This is a genomic window from Atlanticothrix silvestris CENA357 (genome assembly GCF_016056295.1).
GTDB lineage: Bacteria > Cyanobacteriota > Cyanobacteriia > Cyanobacteriales > Nostocaceae > Atlanticothrix > Atlanticothrix silvestris.
This window is the reverse complement of the sequence record NZ_JAECZB010000029.1, coordinates 1-14,848: the sequence shown is the minus strand read 5'-3', so window position 1 is coordinate 14,848 and position 14,848 is coordinate 1. Positions and strand designations below refer to the sequence as shown.

Genomic DNA, 14,848 nt, shown 5'->3' with positions numbered 1-14,848 from the left:
ATCCCCGACTTCTCAAAGAAGTCGGGGATCTAGTCTTGTTTGTGAGGAAACTGGCTTAAAACATCTGAGCTAAAATAAACGCATAAATAATAGATGCCGTATTGATTCTATGACCATTGCTAAAGAGTTAGATATTCAAGAAAGTATCTGCCAAGATGTTATATTTCCCCCTGGTGACTTATATAGTGACGAACCTCCCTTGGAAACAGAAATACATTTAGAGCAGATTATGCTCTTACTCAAATGCTTAAAATGGTTGTGGCGAGATAGAAATGATTTCTATGCGATAGGAAACTTGACGATTTACTATAGTCCGCGCCAACTCAAATCAGAATACTTCCGTGGTCCAGACTTTTTTGTAGTGTTAGGAACTCAACGCAAAACTCGTAAAAGCTGGGTAGTCTGGGAAGAAGACGGCAAATATCCTCATGTAATTGTAGAAATTCTCTCCCAATCAACAGCAAATACAGACAGAAATTTAAAGAAAAAAATTTATCAAGAGACTTTCCGCACCCCAGATTATTTTTGGTTTGACCCTTTTACACAAGAGTTTGCAGGATTTCATTTAGTAGATGGAGAATATCAACCTCTACAAGCAAATGAGCAAGGAAATTTGTGGAGTCATCAGTTAGGGTTACATCTAGGAATTTATGATGGACTATTGCGATTTTTTACAGCAGATGGACAATTAGTACCGACACCTGAAGAAACGGCAGAACGTTTAGCAGCAAAACTGCGAGAGTTAAATATCGACCCAGATACAATTTAAGCTAGGCGATCGCTAAAATTAAATTTAGTTAATTCCAAGAATTTAAATATAATTTATCCAAAAAGATTTGAGCCAAACTTAATCGATACCTATCACAGCCGAGAAACGCTAAAATCAAGTCAGCCTTTGTATTATCGCGGTTGTGTCCCACATCACACAGAGTGCGGTTCACTGCATAAATCCTGATTGTCAACGTCCTTATCCTCAACCTTGGGGAAACAAGTTTTGCAACAGCTGTGGCGCGGTGTTACAGTTGCTAGATCGCTATGTTCCAATCCAGCCTTTGGGTTCGGGAGGATTTGCCCAAATTTACACAGTTTGGGATCAAAAAATCCAGACAGAGAAAGTGCTGAAAGTTTTGGTGGACAATTCACCAAAGGCGTTAGAATTATTCACCCAAGAGGCAGCAGTCTTAATTAATTTGCGGCATCCTGGTGTCCCTAGAGTTGATGCTGATGGGTATTTTCAAGTCAATTTAATCAGTCCAAAACCGCGCCAACTACCTTGTTTGGTGATGGAAAAAATTAATGGGCAGACTCTTCAGGAGATATTAGAAAATTATCCTCAAGGCTGTCCAGAGGAATTGGTATTAAGCTGGTTCACTCAGGCGGCCAAGATTCTACAGGAACTACACAAACGTCAGATTATTCACCGCGACATTAAACCTTCAAATTTGATGCTGCGGAATCCTTCACCTACTGCACCTCCTTTAAACCAAGGGGGAAGTGGTTGGGAACAACTAGTACTAATTGATTTTGGTGGAGCAAAACAATTTAACACAGCAATGCTGCGTCGAGAATCTAGTTCAACTCGGTTATTTTCTTCTGGCTACAGTCCACCAGAACAGGTAACTGGGGGAAATGTAGGGCCTGCGGTTGATTTTTATGCCCTTGGCCGGACGATGATTGAATTACTCACAGGTAAATATCCGCCAAATTTAGAAGATCCCCAGAGTGGAAAATTGCGCTGGCGTACTAGGGTAAATGTGAATCGGGATTTGGCAGATTTATTAGATGAAATGGTGCAGCAAGATGTAAAGTCTCGTCCAGCAAATGCAGCTATTATTCAAAAACGCTTAGCGAAAATTAACAAAGGCTCATCACAGCCAGGGTTATTTTCTCAAATTCAGGACTCTGTTCGGCAAGTTTTAACCCAAACTTCTAGCCAATTTACACTATTAACCCAAACTGTTGATCAAGTTTTAGCAGGTTTGAGCCAAGCTGTAAGTACAACAGTTTTTTTGATAGCTAAAGCGATTCTGAAAGTATTACAAGCTTGTCTAGCGACAATTTGGGCAATGCTACTAACTGGTATTGGGGCTGCTATAGGTGCGATCGCTGGCTTGATTTTGGGGCGTAACACAATTTTAGGCGATCTAGTTGCCGAATATATTTTTCAGCAGATACCTGAATTAGTTCCTAATGCCCAAACTGCTGTAGGCACACAAATTATTATGTTTGCCGCCGCAGGTTTGGGTACAGCATGGGGACTAACAATATCTGGGTGTTTTGGTCAAAGGCGGCGATTTTTGATAGCTTCACTCATGGGCTTGATTAGCTATGGATTCGGCTGGTTATTTTTGCAATTAATCATGTCAGCAGAGAGCAGTGGTGGTGTGGTGGGAGTTATTTTAGTTGCTGTTTTCTTATTTACCCTAAGTTTAGGTTTTCGCAGCCACCACATTGTTTATGCTGTAGTCGCTGCCATTGGTACTGCCAGCATTTTTGCAGGTTTGATCATTTTAGGGTTTCCAACCACTAGCTGGCAATTTTCCAATCAGACTCTCTCTTCAGGATTACTCATGCCTATTGCTTTTTTCAGTTTTGTGGGCGTTTTAATGAGCTTTTGGTTAGGGGTAAGTTATTACCTGATTGTGCCCGGACTACGATTTTTAGGATGGCGTTGATCATACACCCTAAAACAAGATCCCCCCAGCCGCTTTGTTTATCCAGCTAGGGGGATCATATATTTGGTAGTCTATAATTGGTTCGGTATAGTTGCTTACGAATCGATTCTAAAGCCTAGATTGAGCTTTGGGTAGTCTAATAACTAGAATTTATAGTATTTTTATAGCTGCTTCACCACCACTTCATCCCGGTGATTTACTGAGAAACTTGTTTATGTTAAGTATGATACTGAGGAGACGCGTAATTCCTCATCCATAACAATATCCGTAAAAAATATGAAATTCAAGATTGTGGCTACCGCTGCCCTTTTAGCTTGTTTTGGGTTGACAGACCAAGCTTTTGCGTTTAACCCCCAGGACGTGGAGCAATTGAAGTTAACTAGTGACTGTCCTCGGTGTGATTTGAGTGGTGCTGATCTCACTCAGTTAAATTTGAGTGGAGCAAATTTGCGCGGGGCTAATTTGAATAGAGCAATCTTATCTCAAGTAAATCTTACAAATGCAGATCTTACGAGTGCAACTCTAGAAGGCGCGTTGCTAAATTTTGCTAATTTAACTGGTGCTTCCTTAACGGGTACTAATTTAAAATCAGCTTCCCTAGAAAATGCCGATCTGTCTTTTGCTGGTTTTATCAGTGCTAATTTAGAAGCAGCTAACTTAAAAGATGCTAGAGTACAGTTCACTAATTTCCGGGGAGCCAATTTTCGACTGACAACTCTAACTAATGGTGTAGTTACTTCTGACAAGCCTTATGACTGGTCTTCAGAGCGCGTAACTCTACGAGAGTGTAACAAGTTCAAAACCGAAAATGTCAAAGGTACAACTTGCTACACTAAATAAACAATCTTGAGTAAAGGGTAAAGGTTAAAGGGATGAATTCGGTCGCCAAGTCACTTGCTCCCTTTCCTGTTCCCTTAGAACAAAAGCATTTTGTTCATTAACACTTCTTTATCATGGGAACAAAGCCTGTAAACTGAAATTGAGCAATGCTAACCCGTATTAAAGACTTAGCCACAAAATTAGCACCCCGGTTAATTGAGATTCGTCGCCACATCCACTCTCATCCAGAACTTAGCGGTCAAGAGTATCAAACAGCGGCCTTCGTTGCTGGTGTATTATCTTCCAGTGGTCTCCATGTACAAGAAGGAATTGGCAAAACTGGTGTCATCGGAGAGCTGCAAAGTACTGGCAAAGATGACCGCTTATTGGCAATTCGTACCGATATGGATGCTTTACCCATTCAAGAACGTACTGGTTTGGAATATGCCTCTCGTACAGAAGGCGTGATGCACGCTTGTGGTCACGATATTCACACCACTGTCGGGTTAGGAACAGCAATGGTGCTATCTCAGGTCGCTGAGGAGTTGGGTGGTAAGGTGCGGTTTTTATTTCAGCCAGCAGAAGAAATTGCCCAAGGAGCCAGCTGGATGGTAAAAGATGGGGCAATGGAAAAAGTCTCCGCTGTCTTAGGGATTCATGTTTTCCCTTCCATCCCCGCAGGTTCTATTGGCGTGCGTTATGGGGCATTGACAGCAGCTGCCGATGATTTAGAGATTATTATTATTGGAGAATCAGGGCATGGAGCGCGTCCCCATGAGGCGATTGATGCAATTTGGATTGCCTCACAAGTTATTACAGCACTGCAACAAGCGATTAGCCGGACACAGAACCCTTTACGTCCTGTAGTATTAACCATAGGCAAAATTACTGGTGGTCGAGCGCCAAATGTAATTGCTGATCAAGTGCAGCTGTTAGGGACAGTGCGATCGCTCCACCCTGAAACCCGCGCTCAGCTCCCAAACTGGATTGAAAATATTGTCGCTAATGTTTGCCATGCATACGGAGCGCGTTATCAAGTCAATTATCGTCAGGGCGTGCCTAGCGTGCAAAATGATTATACCCTAACGCAATTATTGCAATCATCTGCCGAAGAAGCTTGGAGTAGCGATCGCGTCCAAGTTCTACCCGAACCTTCTCTTGGCGCTGAAGATTTTTCTATTTATTTGGAACATGCCCCAGGCTCGATGTTTCGTTTGGGTGTAGGCTACAAAGATAGAATTATTAATCACCCATTACATCATCCCGAATTTGAAGTTGATGAATCTGCGATTATCACTGGGGTTGTAACTATGGCATATACGGCTTATAAATTTTGGCAACAGCCCGAAACCCCAGAAATATAAGGATTTTTATTGAAAATCATAAGTAGCAAAGCCCACGTTGCAACTTAAAAATCAGGACACTCGGAATCTACCACGTTGGGGTGACAGTAGTGTTTTAAAACCGTGCTGACTTCATCCCCAATCCACAAAGCTACGCGGTCTGGTGTGTGACCATTGGCGATCGCCCAGGTGGCGAATGTGTGGCGAGTCGAGTAGGGCTTGAGGTAATGCAGCTGGCCCAAAGATTCCAATTCACGTACTACCCCAGGATAAAAATATTTGCGATCGCCGCTGCGGCTTGATACCCCATTCCAGAAATTCTGCATAATATCGGAATTGACCCGCTTACCTTCCTTGGAGCGAAAAATTAATTCGCTAGGATTGTACGTTCCTGGGGCGGGCCGCATGGCAATCAACATCTGTTGTAGTCTTGACCCTTCTACAGTGGGGAATATCCGACGTTTACCGTTTTTAGTGCCTTTTTTGTAATCTAAAAAATTGCACGACTTGTTAATCACGATTCTGGTGGAGTTTTGCTGCACATCTCCCCAGGTCAGCGCGAAGGCCTCTCCCAGTCGCGCTCCAGTCCAGAACAAGAACTTAACTAAATTGGCATAATGGGCGTGTACCCGGTGCTGCTCAAAAGCCTTGATGATGACATCGCGCTGCTCTAAGGTGTAGGCGCGAAAGTCTTCATCCTGAGATGTTCTCTTAGGTTTTTTAATTTTGAGTTTTTCAAAGGGGTTTTGAGTAATCAGCCCAGAATTGATTGCCCAGTTGCAACATTCAGAAAAGCCCACCAGTAATTCCCAGGCCATGCCGTGGGTTGTGTTTTTTAGGAGCCAATCACGAATTTCTGGCGCTCTACTCAAAGACTGGGTAGGTAGTTTGTTGATGTACCTGGCAGTGCTTTGATAGCGAGTGGCAATGGTCGTAGGTTCCAGGAGTGATTTTTTAAACTCAGTGAATCGCTGCCACAAGTCACCCAGTTCATGGCTGTATGATGCAGCGCTGCGCGGGTGAATAATGCTATTCCTCGTTGGCTGGAATCGGTAACTAGTAAGCGTCGCGTCAAAACGCTCCAAGGTGATATCAGTGGCGATCATGTCGCGCTTAATTCTCACCAATTCCCTGTTCCTGGGAGTGTCGGTCAGTCCCGTGCCCAAAAAAAATTGCTTATCAAGCCCGTTGACCCAAAAGCGAATCACCAGTCTGTTGTTCCGTTTATCAACGCTGATCCATTTGTCCTCACTCATTGCTATTCGTGGGGATAATTGTGATCAAAGTCTTCAGTTAGGCTATTGATGTCACAACGCCCTTTTTCTGTGGGATAGCCTGAGACTGCAAATTTTAATATGTCTTCCCCTGATTGCAATTTTTGCAAACAGTCATCACAGACCACGGCGATCGCGCCGTCATAGGGCAAATTGCAAACAACACAACCCCAGCCTGTATTCGGGACGGGTGTTTTTTTGGGGAGTGTGACTATGTTTTGCACCGATTCACTAGCACAGCCGCAGCCGCAGCACTTACCCAGATCTAAAGGTCGCTCATCATAATCTGGATCATCTTCATCCAAAGCCCAGATATTGCCGCAGTTATCGCATTCCCAGAAACCGTAGGTTTGGAGGTAGTTTATACGGTTTGATCCGCAGTGTGGGCATTCCATTTCAGTCATTTTTTTTGTGGAAGTTTACTGTGTAGTCTCCATCAGGCTGCATTACATAGTGAACCTGGAAATTTTCTGTGTTAGCGGCTTGCAAACATTCGCTTAGTTCAGATGCTGAAGCATTTGGGTAAATAATCGGTTCATCCTTGCTTACTAGTTCCACTTCTAATTCACCATTGTCTTCATTTCTAGAAAATCTAAGTCCCATGTATTCCTCCTAGTCCCATTCGCTTTGTCTGCCGTGTTGTAGAATTTGTTGCAGCCGCAGTTTACCCTCATCCCAGCGACGGCCTCCCAGCTTCAAAACCTCCTCGATGACGTAAGTCTCACCTTTAACTTCCAGCAGTGACTTCACTGCTAAATAAAAGGCTTTATTGTCGGAAGTGGAAGTTGGAAGTACACCTGCATGATCTGCACTTGGCTCTTTATATAAGTGTTCTAAGCTGGTTTTTAATTCCTGCTCGACTTCCGGCGGGTAAGTTGGCGCAGCGCCATAGAGTTCATATAGTTCTTGTTCTTGTTGTTGGGTGTGCAATGCAATTTCGACGTGTTCCAATTCCTGCTCCATTGCCCTCAGCGCTGCGCGTCGTGCATCTTGAATCATCAACCGGCGAGATTCCTGCACGAGTTGAACTGATGCGACTAAGGCCAACCCATACCCTATGCTTTTGGCAACTTTAGGGACTGGCGACAGTGCCACTAGCCAAAATGCTGCGGCACTAGCTAGCAAACAGTTGGTTTTTAACCACCTATCAGCCATGTCAACAGACCCCCCAGAAGAATTGCAGCGGCGATCGCTATCAACAAAGCGTAATAGTCCGGTTCAGCTAGCTTGAGGAATTGCCGGGACGCATCATCGGTTACGAGCGCTAAACCGAGCGCCGCGGCGGCGACAATGTACACAATCCACATTGCACGAAACAAAGCCGGATGTAACGCCCCTAGCCATGCCACAAAGCTAGAGGCGATACATCCTGTTAGGAACCAAGCCCCCAGGTGTACCGCCTTTGCCATTGCTTAGTACTGCTCCTTAACTTTGGCTTTGAGTTCGCTGATGCGTTTTTGGGCGTTATTGTCGGCACGGTCTAGCCCCATGCCTAATCGCGCGTATTCTGGACGCAACGCGTGTAGATGCCTGCCTGTGGCTGCATCTGAGCGTTTTTTGGTTAGTTCGCTGTCTGCAACTTGGCGAACGTAACCGCGATGTGCAGCGTGTACCTGTGCATCAGCAATCTCAATTTTTTTCAGTGATTTGTACGCTCGTTTTGACTGCCTTGCACCTTCAGTTTTTTGTGTTGCCACTTGCTTGAGTGCATCGGCTTCGGTTTTGTTAAAGTACCGTGGTGTATGATTTACTGGTGCTGTTCTCACTGTTTCCCAGGTTCCCGCATTCATGGGGTTGATCACGCTTGGATCTGTTGGGGATAGCACCACGTTTTTATCTATGCCGTGTCCGCCGGTGCTGAGTGAGGACTGGTTGCTGTTAGCACTGCTGGATTTTTTACCAGCGCTGGTAATGCGTGCGAGGATTCCCATTTGTTTGTTCCTGTTTAAAGATTTTGTGCGTCATCTGCCCAGATAATCAGGTCGCGCTTATCAAGCTCGTCTAAACTGGCGGCGTTAAGCTCCTCAACAATTGCGTCTGGCAGGAAACGAATAAATAAGCGTAGTAACTTTTTCATTCTTCAATTCCTACAAACTTGTGTTTTGACCTGTTCGAGCTGCTGTGCATCTGCCTTCATCTGCCTGAGTTGCACCTGGTCGGCACTTTGATACGTTGAAATTGCACCGAGGGACAAGCCACCAATCAGCGCAGCTGCAACCAATATGAAATAAGGTGCAGCGCTGCTGGTTGCTACTGGTATGGGTTCATCTTGGTAAAATTCCCCGGTAAATGGTACAACCTTACTGGTCTGGTGCGGTTTAGTTTGCTTCATCTGCTTGCCCTTCCAGTAACATCGGCTGATAAGTAGGTAACAGTAGATGTTCTGTCCCGGCGTTGAGCGCTGCCCGTACAGATTTTGCAACAATCTCCCGGTCTTCTGGTGTGGGATTGTCACGCATCAATTTGATGCGGTGCAATACCCGACCGGGCAGCTGTCGCCAGTATTCCCGTGCCAACTTCTGTGCATCTTCATCGAGGAGCGATTCAAGCAAGTTGGCTGTATCGTTTTCTGCATCAGTTTCTGCATCGTCGTCCGTTGCGGAATTTGATGCACGACTACGCAGAATTTCAAGGCCTGCTTCAGTGAACAGTTTCCGTCCATTACCTTCAATAGCAACGTGAACGTCAACCTGAAAAACTTCCGGGTGACGGCGTAGCCAACTGCGAATGGTGGTTTCTTTAATTCCCACCAGTTCAGCGGCTTCAGGTATGGTGTACAGGTTCTGCATTCTGCCCCCAGCGCACTTGTGCAATCATTGCTTCGATTAATCCGGCGCGATCGCTTGTCTGTAAGCTGTCATTTATCTCTGTGGCTAGTTCATAAATCTCGGTGCGAATTTCGCCAGGAGTCTTCACAGAAAGCTGGGAAGCCAAAACCCCTATTAGATATAGCTTCTCACGATTGCCAATTTTCTCTAATGTCGATCCATAGCGTTCTTGCAAGTCTTCTAAAAAGGACTCGTCGCCGGGAGTGTAACTGACGTAGTAGCCTAGCGGCTTGGACATTGCTAAAATCTCCTTAACATTAATTCGACTTTTTAATGGGCGATCGCTCTTGCTTATGAGGCGATCGCTTTTTACTTGGTTGACAGTGGATTAAGCTGTTGATGTCTAGATGACCTCCTCTTACGAGCTATGGTTTTTACTCTGCGAGGGACACACCACCCTGGCTTTTTAATTGGCTACTCATCCCCTAGCAGGTCTTTGGTGTTCGCTCAGTGCTTGCAGGCTGCTATCTCTGCATGGTTTGGGGTGGAAAGCAATGTTATATTCTTGTGTAAGAACAGAAATATAATAACATCTTGTGTAAGATATGCAATAATCTTGTGTAAGAAATCGTGATAAAATTTTGTGTAAGAAATATGATGCTTTCACCAAATGACCAAGAAGAAGCACGGTTGGTACGAGGAAGGGAAGGTCAGAGTCAACATATCTCTGACTCAAACATCGATAGAGAGCCTGGATCGTCAAGCTACTCGACTGGGGATGAGTCGTTCCGAACTGATAGAGACTATGGCTCGTCAAGAGCAGTCTTTACTGCCGGAAGAAAAACAACACCTGGGAAAATTGTTCGCCAGCTGATAAGTGAATATCGCAATCAGGTGGCAGCAAAAAAAGATGAGATCCAAAAAATTGAGATCAAGATCCAGGAATTTGAATCGCTACTAGAAGATTTGGGGCAATCAGAAGAACCTGAATAAAGCCGTCCTCCTCACGGGTTAGGACGGCTTTATTTATGGACAAATACGACTATGAAGCGAAAGTTTAAAGATGAATACGGGTATCTTCTGATGCTTAGATCAGGAGAACCTGCAGATGGTGGAATGAGTCGATCTACCAACTCAATTCACTATGCATATTCTAATCTTGTCTTGCTGGCTAGTGTTAATGGCTGCACTCCTGGGGCTAGCATTCATAGTTGTAGCTGATACTCCAAAAACCAGAAGAAATCAATGGCAATTTAAATTCCCAGAGTTTCAGGCTTATGCCCCAAGAACATCTACCACTCGAAAATACAAACTCCGAACACCCCCGCGTCGTCCAGCAAGAGCGCCGCGCTACACCAACAATAGAAACGTCAGCCCAAGGGAATGGGCAGAGTTGCTGGCTCTGCTTCAAAACGATGTCGCCACTGCCAACAGGCTGATCGACAGTGAACGGAGACGGCATCCTGACCGTAGTCCTGAGTGGGCAGTAGAAAAAGCCCTCTGGCAGTTAAAACGCGATCGCAGATGACTATCACCTTTATTGAGTGAAGTTTAGCGGTTGCCCTTGGTCAGCCGCTATTTTTTGTGCGATCGCTGACTAATAACTAACGTTAATAGCCATTAATTAACCCGCTATTAACACTACAAAAAAAATACTCACTAAGACAGTGAGTAACAAATTTAAATCAAAAATAAAGATGAAAAATAAACGTAAACGAGAGAACAGGTTAGCAGTTCAGATAACTTTTAACGCCGTCATTAAAAGTAATCATAGCACAAATGGAGGAACCGAGAAATGGTAGCGGTTCCTTATTCCTACACAGATGATTACAGCTTTAAAACTACCGAAGATAAACTTCCACCACAAAATATTGAAGCCGAAGAAGCTGTACTTGGTGGAATTTTGCTAGACCCAAACGCCATATATCGTGTTAAGGACAGGCTAAGAACAGAACATTTTTATATCGGCGCACACAAAGACATTTATCAAGCTTGTCTTCGACTAATTAAACAAGACCAGCCAACAGATTTACTGCATGTTACTAGCTGGTTGTCTGACCATGATTTGCTAGCAAGGATAGGTGGTAGAAATAAGCTAGCAACTCTGATTGACAGAACAATTAGCGCAGTAAACATTGATGCTATGGCAAATCTAATTATCAGTAAATACAAGCGGAGAGAACTGATTAGGGCAGGCAATAAAGTCGTCGAGCTAGGGTATGACAATGACCAAGATTTAGTCCAGATTTTTGCAACAATTACTAATAAAATCAAGGCAGTCACTGATACACCTTTTGCACCAACAAAAGACGAAAACCTTCAACGGAAGCATAAGCGACTACTTGAAGAACTAATAACAATTTATACAACTTGCTCTGACCCATCCTTTAGATTCTTTAGACTCCATGAATTAGCCAAAGAAGAGTCAGTTAACGTTAAATTTCTTGAGAATTTATATCTTAAGAGTTTGACTGCCCAGTGTAGTAATTTACTTAACTACGAAGAATTAAAAGAGTTAGCAGGCTCAACAGTACGGGAATGGTTACTTAATGGATTGGTGCCGAAAAGTACCACCATTTTATTAGCTTCAGATGGTGGGATTGGTAAAACCAAGCTTGCTTATGGCGTAGGTAAAACATTAATCCAAGGCGAAAAATTTGGACACTTCCACGCCACAGGAAAGCGCAAGATTTTATACTACCAAGGTGACGAAAGCCCAGGCGATATGCTTCAGGCCTTAGATTCCCTCGGCTACTCAGAAGACGATATTGGGCAGTATGTTCGAGTGCGGTTTGGGTGGAGTGCTGAGAATATGCCGACACTCATTCAAGATTTACAGGAGTTTCAGCCAGATTTCGTAGTCATTGATTCGCTCTCGACCGCTAACAAGTACTCGACTTATCAAGAGTCCCAAATGGAATACGCCCGTCCAATCCTGGAGATGACGGGACTAGCTACCCAGTACAAAACCACTATCTTAATAATTCACCATACCAATCGCGATGGTGGGGTAAGGGGAACAACTGCTATCCGTAACGCAGTTAGCGAAGTTTGGTTACTTTCCAAGGACAAGAGTGAAACTGCCACCCCCTACGACCGGATTTTAGAAATTAATAAATCGCGATCGCGCTCCTCTGGAAAAAAATATCGGCTGATGTTCAGCCCAGAAGATCTAAGTTTTACTTTCCTGGGCGAAGAATCAGATCAAGAATTTAGCATCACAGAGCAATCAATCAAGGACGCTCTTTTAAACTTCTTCAGCAGCAACCGAAATATTAAATTCACCTCCAGAGAGCTAGCCCACAGATCTGGCTATTCCGATGGTCATACCCGCAAATGTTTATCTGGTTTAGCTGCTGATGGGCTGATCAGCGTTGAGCGTCGTCCAGGACAAGCATACCAGTATTATTTAGTACTTGATCACCCCGATGATCACCCTTACGAAAGCCCTAAAACTACTACCAGCACTGGATTAGAACTAAAGCCTACCCAAGGCATACCAGAAGGGATGATCAGGGGTGATCAGCCGATGATCACCCCGATGATCACCCCTAATGATCACCCCAAAAATCTAGACTCAGCAAGGGATACAGCCAAAGCTGATCATCTGAATTTAGAAAAAGTGCTTGTTCAAAAAAATCCTGAAGCTGAGAAATCCGAAAAAATATTAACTAGATCAGATGATCAGCTTCCTCAAAAAAATCTAAAAACCCTTTCAGACAAGGACTCTGGGGGTGATCATGGGGGTGATCATGGGGGTGATCATGGGGGTGATCATGGGGGTGATCATGCACCTGTCGATCAGATCCAGCGGGTGCATTACAAAAATATTGAGGTAGGAGGAATCTATCTATCGCGAACGCTGGGCAAGCAAGTCAAAGTCGCCAAGTTATATATATCTGTGAAGAAAGCCGATGTTCACGTTGCGGGTGACGCGATCGCCAAGCCGAGGCTGCTGCTCACCGACTTGTACCCACTTCCCGAAGATCCTTGGTTGCCCAATGTAGGCCAGCTAGCGATGTATGGTGGTGACTTGGTGGCGATCGTCGGCTACGACTCAAGTGCTAGAAAATATCAAGTTGAGTCACAGCCGGGAAGATTCCAATATGTCAAAGCCAAAGACCTTGCCAAACCGTGAGCGCGTAGAGTGTCCCCGTTGCCACGGGCAAACCACTCATCGCAACGGTTATAACTTCCGAACTGGCGGTGAAATTATCCAGCGTTGGTACTGCCAGCGCTGCGATAAGAGTTTTCAGGCTTGCAAATAATGAAAATGCGATCGCCTATTTCTTCTTGCCAGCATTGCTACATAACTTGAAAAATTAACTAAAATTAACACTTTAAATTTTCAGCACAAACACTGGCTCTTTATTAAACAAATTTATCCAAACTTCCGGTTTAACCGTCTAACAGGGCTAAACAGGTATATTTTGTTGTGCAGATATAAGCAATATCGCTACAAGTTAGGCGCTGCAAGGCATACTAGCCTCAGTGATACTTCCGGTTCTACATAAAACTGGAAGATTTACGATTTTTTAATTACTGAATAAAACGGATTTATTCACTTCACAAAATCCGTTGTGGCATTAGATACCCTGATAGTTAAGGAAAAAATAGGGATAACACTAGACGCTAATTCTGGCGCTACAGCAGTGCCTATTTATACCTATATTCCATTCTCTAGAAGTGGATATAGGTTGATTAATGAATATCTGGAGGTCAACAACTTAAGGGCAACTAGCTGGATTTATTCCTTAGCCAAGGTACAGTTCCCAGTTTTTGAACTGGAGGACACTGAAAGCAAACAAGCCTTAGCAGCCGTAAACCTGGAATGGAAGTCACCAAGGATACAGATGGATTTAGTGTTAAACCTCAATAACACTAATACTTGGCAACGGTTAGCAGCATTTTCTTTACTCAATCCTGACCCTTACCCATATCGTGAGTTTGATTTAGGTTCTCATTCATTGGGTAGTAATTCAATGATTGGTATTCAGATTAGAAATGTTGGCTATGGGTTATTACAAAACTCTGTAGGTGGTCAAGATAAAGTAACTGTTTATGGTGACTTAACAAGGACTGTATTAGTAGAGCGTACCGCTGATGTTGGGTCAAAAATTGCAAATAACATTACTACTACACCAAGTACTGTAGTACTCCAAAACGTTAACAGGAAAGGATTAACGTTCACTAACACCAGCACCAAAACAGTATTTATAGATATTGCGAATACTGTATCTATTACTAGCTATTTAGTGAAGATAGAACCAGGTTTCACTTATGAAGCACCAAGCCCTATTTATACAGGTGATTATTGGGGAATTGTAGAATCAGGTTCTACAGCGATTGATATTAGAGAATTTCAATAATTAGGAGAATAAATCAATGCCTTTGTATAGCAATAATTCATCAACATCTGTTAGTGTTTCGCCTGTTACTTCAACCACTGGAACAGACATAGACATAACAATAGCAAACACTGCTACTCAAGTACTAGCCGCAAATGCAAACAGAAAATCATTTACTATCTACAATCAAACTTCTGTAGATATTTACTTTGATTATTCCAGCAACGTAACAACTGCTAATTATGCATTTAAACTAAGTGCTGGCAGTTATTACGAGATGCCTGTTAGCCCTATTTACCAAGGTGCTGTTTTTGGAATCGTTGCTACTGGTACAGCTTCACCACAGATTAGGGAGTTAGTTTGATGCCGATAACTAATACTTTCAATATTACAAATGAGGGATTGCTCGACACTAATACTACTACTTCTATTGGTTTTATTTCTGCTAGTGATCAAGCAACTAAAACTATTAATTTAGGGTCTTCATACATCCTAAAATCTGTTGCGTCTAGCAATAGCAACATCAGAATTAGATTATATAATTCTGGAACAAATATGAATGCTGATAGTAATAGAGTGATAAGTGGTGAGTTGCCACAATCTCACGGATTAATTTATGAG

Annotated in this window: 21 protein-coding genes; 11 read left to right on the top strand and 10 right to left on the bottom strand. The window is 43.5% G+C overall.

The features are described from left to right. Positions 1–109 precede the first annotated feature (109 nt). The 4 genes from I8751_RS13215 to I8751_RS13200 all read left to right on the top strand — a co-directional run bounded on the left by I8751_RS13215 (position 110) and on the right by I8751_RS13200 (position 4,858). Positions 110–769 (top strand): Uma2 family endonuclease, encoded by a 660-nt coding sequence (locus I8751_RS13215; RefSeq protein WP_214439623.1) that lies wholly within the window; start codon positions 110–112, stop codon positions 767–769. A gap of 142 nt (positions 770–911) precedes the next feature. Then, positions 912–2,675 (top strand): protein kinase domain-containing protein, encoded by a 1,764-nt coding sequence (locus tag I8751_RS13210; RefSeq protein ID WP_214439622.1) that lies wholly within the window; start codon positions 912–914, stop codon positions 2,673–2,675. Positions 2,676–2,951: 276 nt separating this feature from the next. After that, positions 2,952–3,515 carry a pentapeptide repeat-containing protein gene (locus tag I8751_RS13205; protein ID WP_214439621.1) on the top strand — a complete coding sequence of 188 codons (564 nt, stop codon included), beginning with the start codon at positions 2,952–2,954 and terminating at the stop codon, positions 3,513–3,515. Between the two features lie 146 nt (positions 3,516–3,661). Beyond that, positions 3,662–4,858 carry a M20 family metallopeptidase gene (locus I8751_RS13200; RefSeq protein ID WP_214439620.1) on the top strand — a complete coding sequence of 399 codons (1,197 nt, stop codon included), beginning with the start codon at positions 3,662–3,664 and terminating at the stop codon, positions 4,856–4,858. A gap of 44 nt (positions 4,859–4,902) precedes the next feature. On the opposite strand, the gene I8751_RS13195 is transcribed toward I8751_RS13200, so the two are convergent. The 10 genes from I8751_RS13195 to I8751_RS13155 are packed head-to-tail and all read right to left on the bottom strand — an operon-like array spanning position 4,903 to position 9,177. Then, the gene (locus I8751_RS13195) at positions 4,903–6,093 is read right to left on the bottom strand and encodes a tyrosine-type recombinase/integrase (protein ID WP_214439619.1); all 1,191 of its coding nucleotides are present in this window, start codon (positions 6,091–6,093) and stop codon (positions 4,903–4,905) included. Between the two features lie 2 nt (positions 6,094–6,095). Then, positions 6,096–6,506 (bottom strand): eL43 family ribosomal protein, encoded by a 411-nt coding sequence (locus I8751_RS13190; RefSeq protein ID WP_214439618.1) that lies wholly within the window; start codon positions 6,504–6,506, stop codon positions 6,096–6,098. A 1-nt stretch (position 6,507) separates the two neighbouring features. After that, entirely contained in the window at positions 6,508–6,714 is a 207-nt protein-coding gene (locus tag I8751_RS13185; RefSeq protein ID WP_214439617.1) for a hypothetical protein, read from the bottom strand. Between the two features lie 9 nt (positions 6,715–6,723). Further along, a complete protein-coding gene (locus I8751_RS13180; RefSeq protein WP_214439616.1) occupies positions 6,724–7,266 on the bottom strand; it encodes a hypothetical protein in 543 nt (180 codons plus the stop codon). Then, positions 7,248–7,520 carry a hypothetical protein gene (locus I8751_RS13175; RefSeq protein WP_214439615.1) on the bottom strand — a complete coding sequence of 91 codons (273 nt, stop codon included), beginning with the start codon at positions 7,518–7,520 and terminating at the stop codon, positions 7,248–7,250. The genes I8751_RS13180 and I8751_RS13175 overlap by 19 nt, the downstream gene beginning before the upstream one ends. A 3-nt stretch (positions 7,521–7,523) precedes the next feature. Beyond that, complete coding sequence (locus I8751_RS13170) at positions 7,524–8,042, bottom strand: hypothetical protein (protein WP_214439614.1); 519 nt, start codon at positions 8,040–8,042, stop codon at positions 7,524–7,526. 14 nt (positions 8,043–8,056) lie between these two features. Then, positions 8,057–8,188: a hypothetical protein gene (locus tag I8751_RS30065; protein WP_263973505.1), complete on the bottom strand. Its 132-nt coding sequence runs from the start codon at positions 8,186–8,188 to the stop codon at positions 8,057–8,059. A 3-nt stretch (positions 8,189–8,191) separates the two neighbouring features. Next, complete coding sequence (locus tag I8751_RS13165) at positions 8,192–8,443, bottom strand: hypothetical protein (RefSeq protein ID WP_214439613.1); 252 nt, start codon at positions 8,441–8,443, stop codon at positions 8,192–8,194. Further along, complete coding sequence (locus I8751_RS13160) at positions 8,430–8,900, bottom strand: MerR family transcriptional regulator (protein ID WP_214439612.1); 471 nt, start codon at positions 8,898–8,900, stop codon at positions 8,430–8,432. The genes I8751_RS13165 and I8751_RS13160 overlap by 14 nt, the downstream gene beginning before the upstream one ends. Then, entirely contained in the window at positions 8,875–9,177 is a 303-nt protein-coding gene (locus tag I8751_RS13155; RefSeq protein ID WP_214439611.1) for a hypothetical protein, read from the bottom strand. Before I8751_RS13155 ends, I8751_RS13160 begins: the two co-directional genes overlap by 26 nt. Positions 9,178–9,533: 356 nt before the next feature. Here I8751_RS13155 and I8751_RS30590 point away from each other — a divergent pair, with 356 nt between their 5' ends. The 7 genes from I8751_RS30590 to I8751_RS13120 form a co-directional block, all read left to right on the top strand. Continuing rightward, positions 9,534–9,872, top strand: coding sequence for a hypothetical protein (locus I8751_RS30590; protein ID WP_263973504.1), 339 nt, complete (start codon positions 9,534–9,536; stop codon positions 9,870–9,872). A 187-nt stretch (positions 9,873–10,059) separates the two neighbouring features. Further along, a complete protein-coding gene (locus tag I8751_RS13145) occupies positions 10,060–10,407 on the top strand; it encodes a hypothetical protein (RefSeq protein WP_214439609.1) in 348 nt (115 codons plus the stop codon). A gap of 267 nt (positions 10,408–10,674) precedes the next feature. After that, positions 10,675–13,017 (top strand): DnaB-like helicase N-terminal domain-containing protein, encoded by a 2,343-nt coding sequence (locus I8751_RS13140; RefSeq protein WP_214439608.1) that lies wholly within the window; start codon positions 10,675–10,677, stop codon positions 13,015–13,017. Beyond that, complete coding sequence (locus I8751_RS13135; protein ID WP_214439607.1) at positions 12,986–13,147, top strand: hypothetical protein; 162 nt, start codon at positions 12,986–12,988, stop codon at positions 13,145–13,147. The genes I8751_RS13140 and I8751_RS13135 overlap by 32 nt, the downstream gene beginning before the upstream one ends. A 312-nt stretch (positions 13,148–13,459) precedes the next feature. Next, on the top strand, positions 13,460–14,248 hold the full coding sequence (locus I8751_RS13130; protein WP_214439606.1) for a hypothetical protein: 789 nt from the start codon (positions 13,460–13,462) through the stop codon (positions 14,246–14,248). 16 nt (positions 14,249–14,264) lie between these two features. Further along, complete coding sequence (locus tag I8751_RS13125; RefSeq protein WP_214439605.1) at positions 14,265–14,591, top strand: hypothetical protein; 327 nt, start codon at positions 14,265–14,267, stop codon at positions 14,589–14,591. After that, on the top strand, positions 14,591–14,848 hold a 258-nt coding region (locus tag I8751_RS13120; RefSeq protein ID WP_214439604.1), incomplete at its 3' end, for a hypothetical protein. The genes I8751_RS13125 and I8751_RS13120, both read left to right, overlap by 1 nt.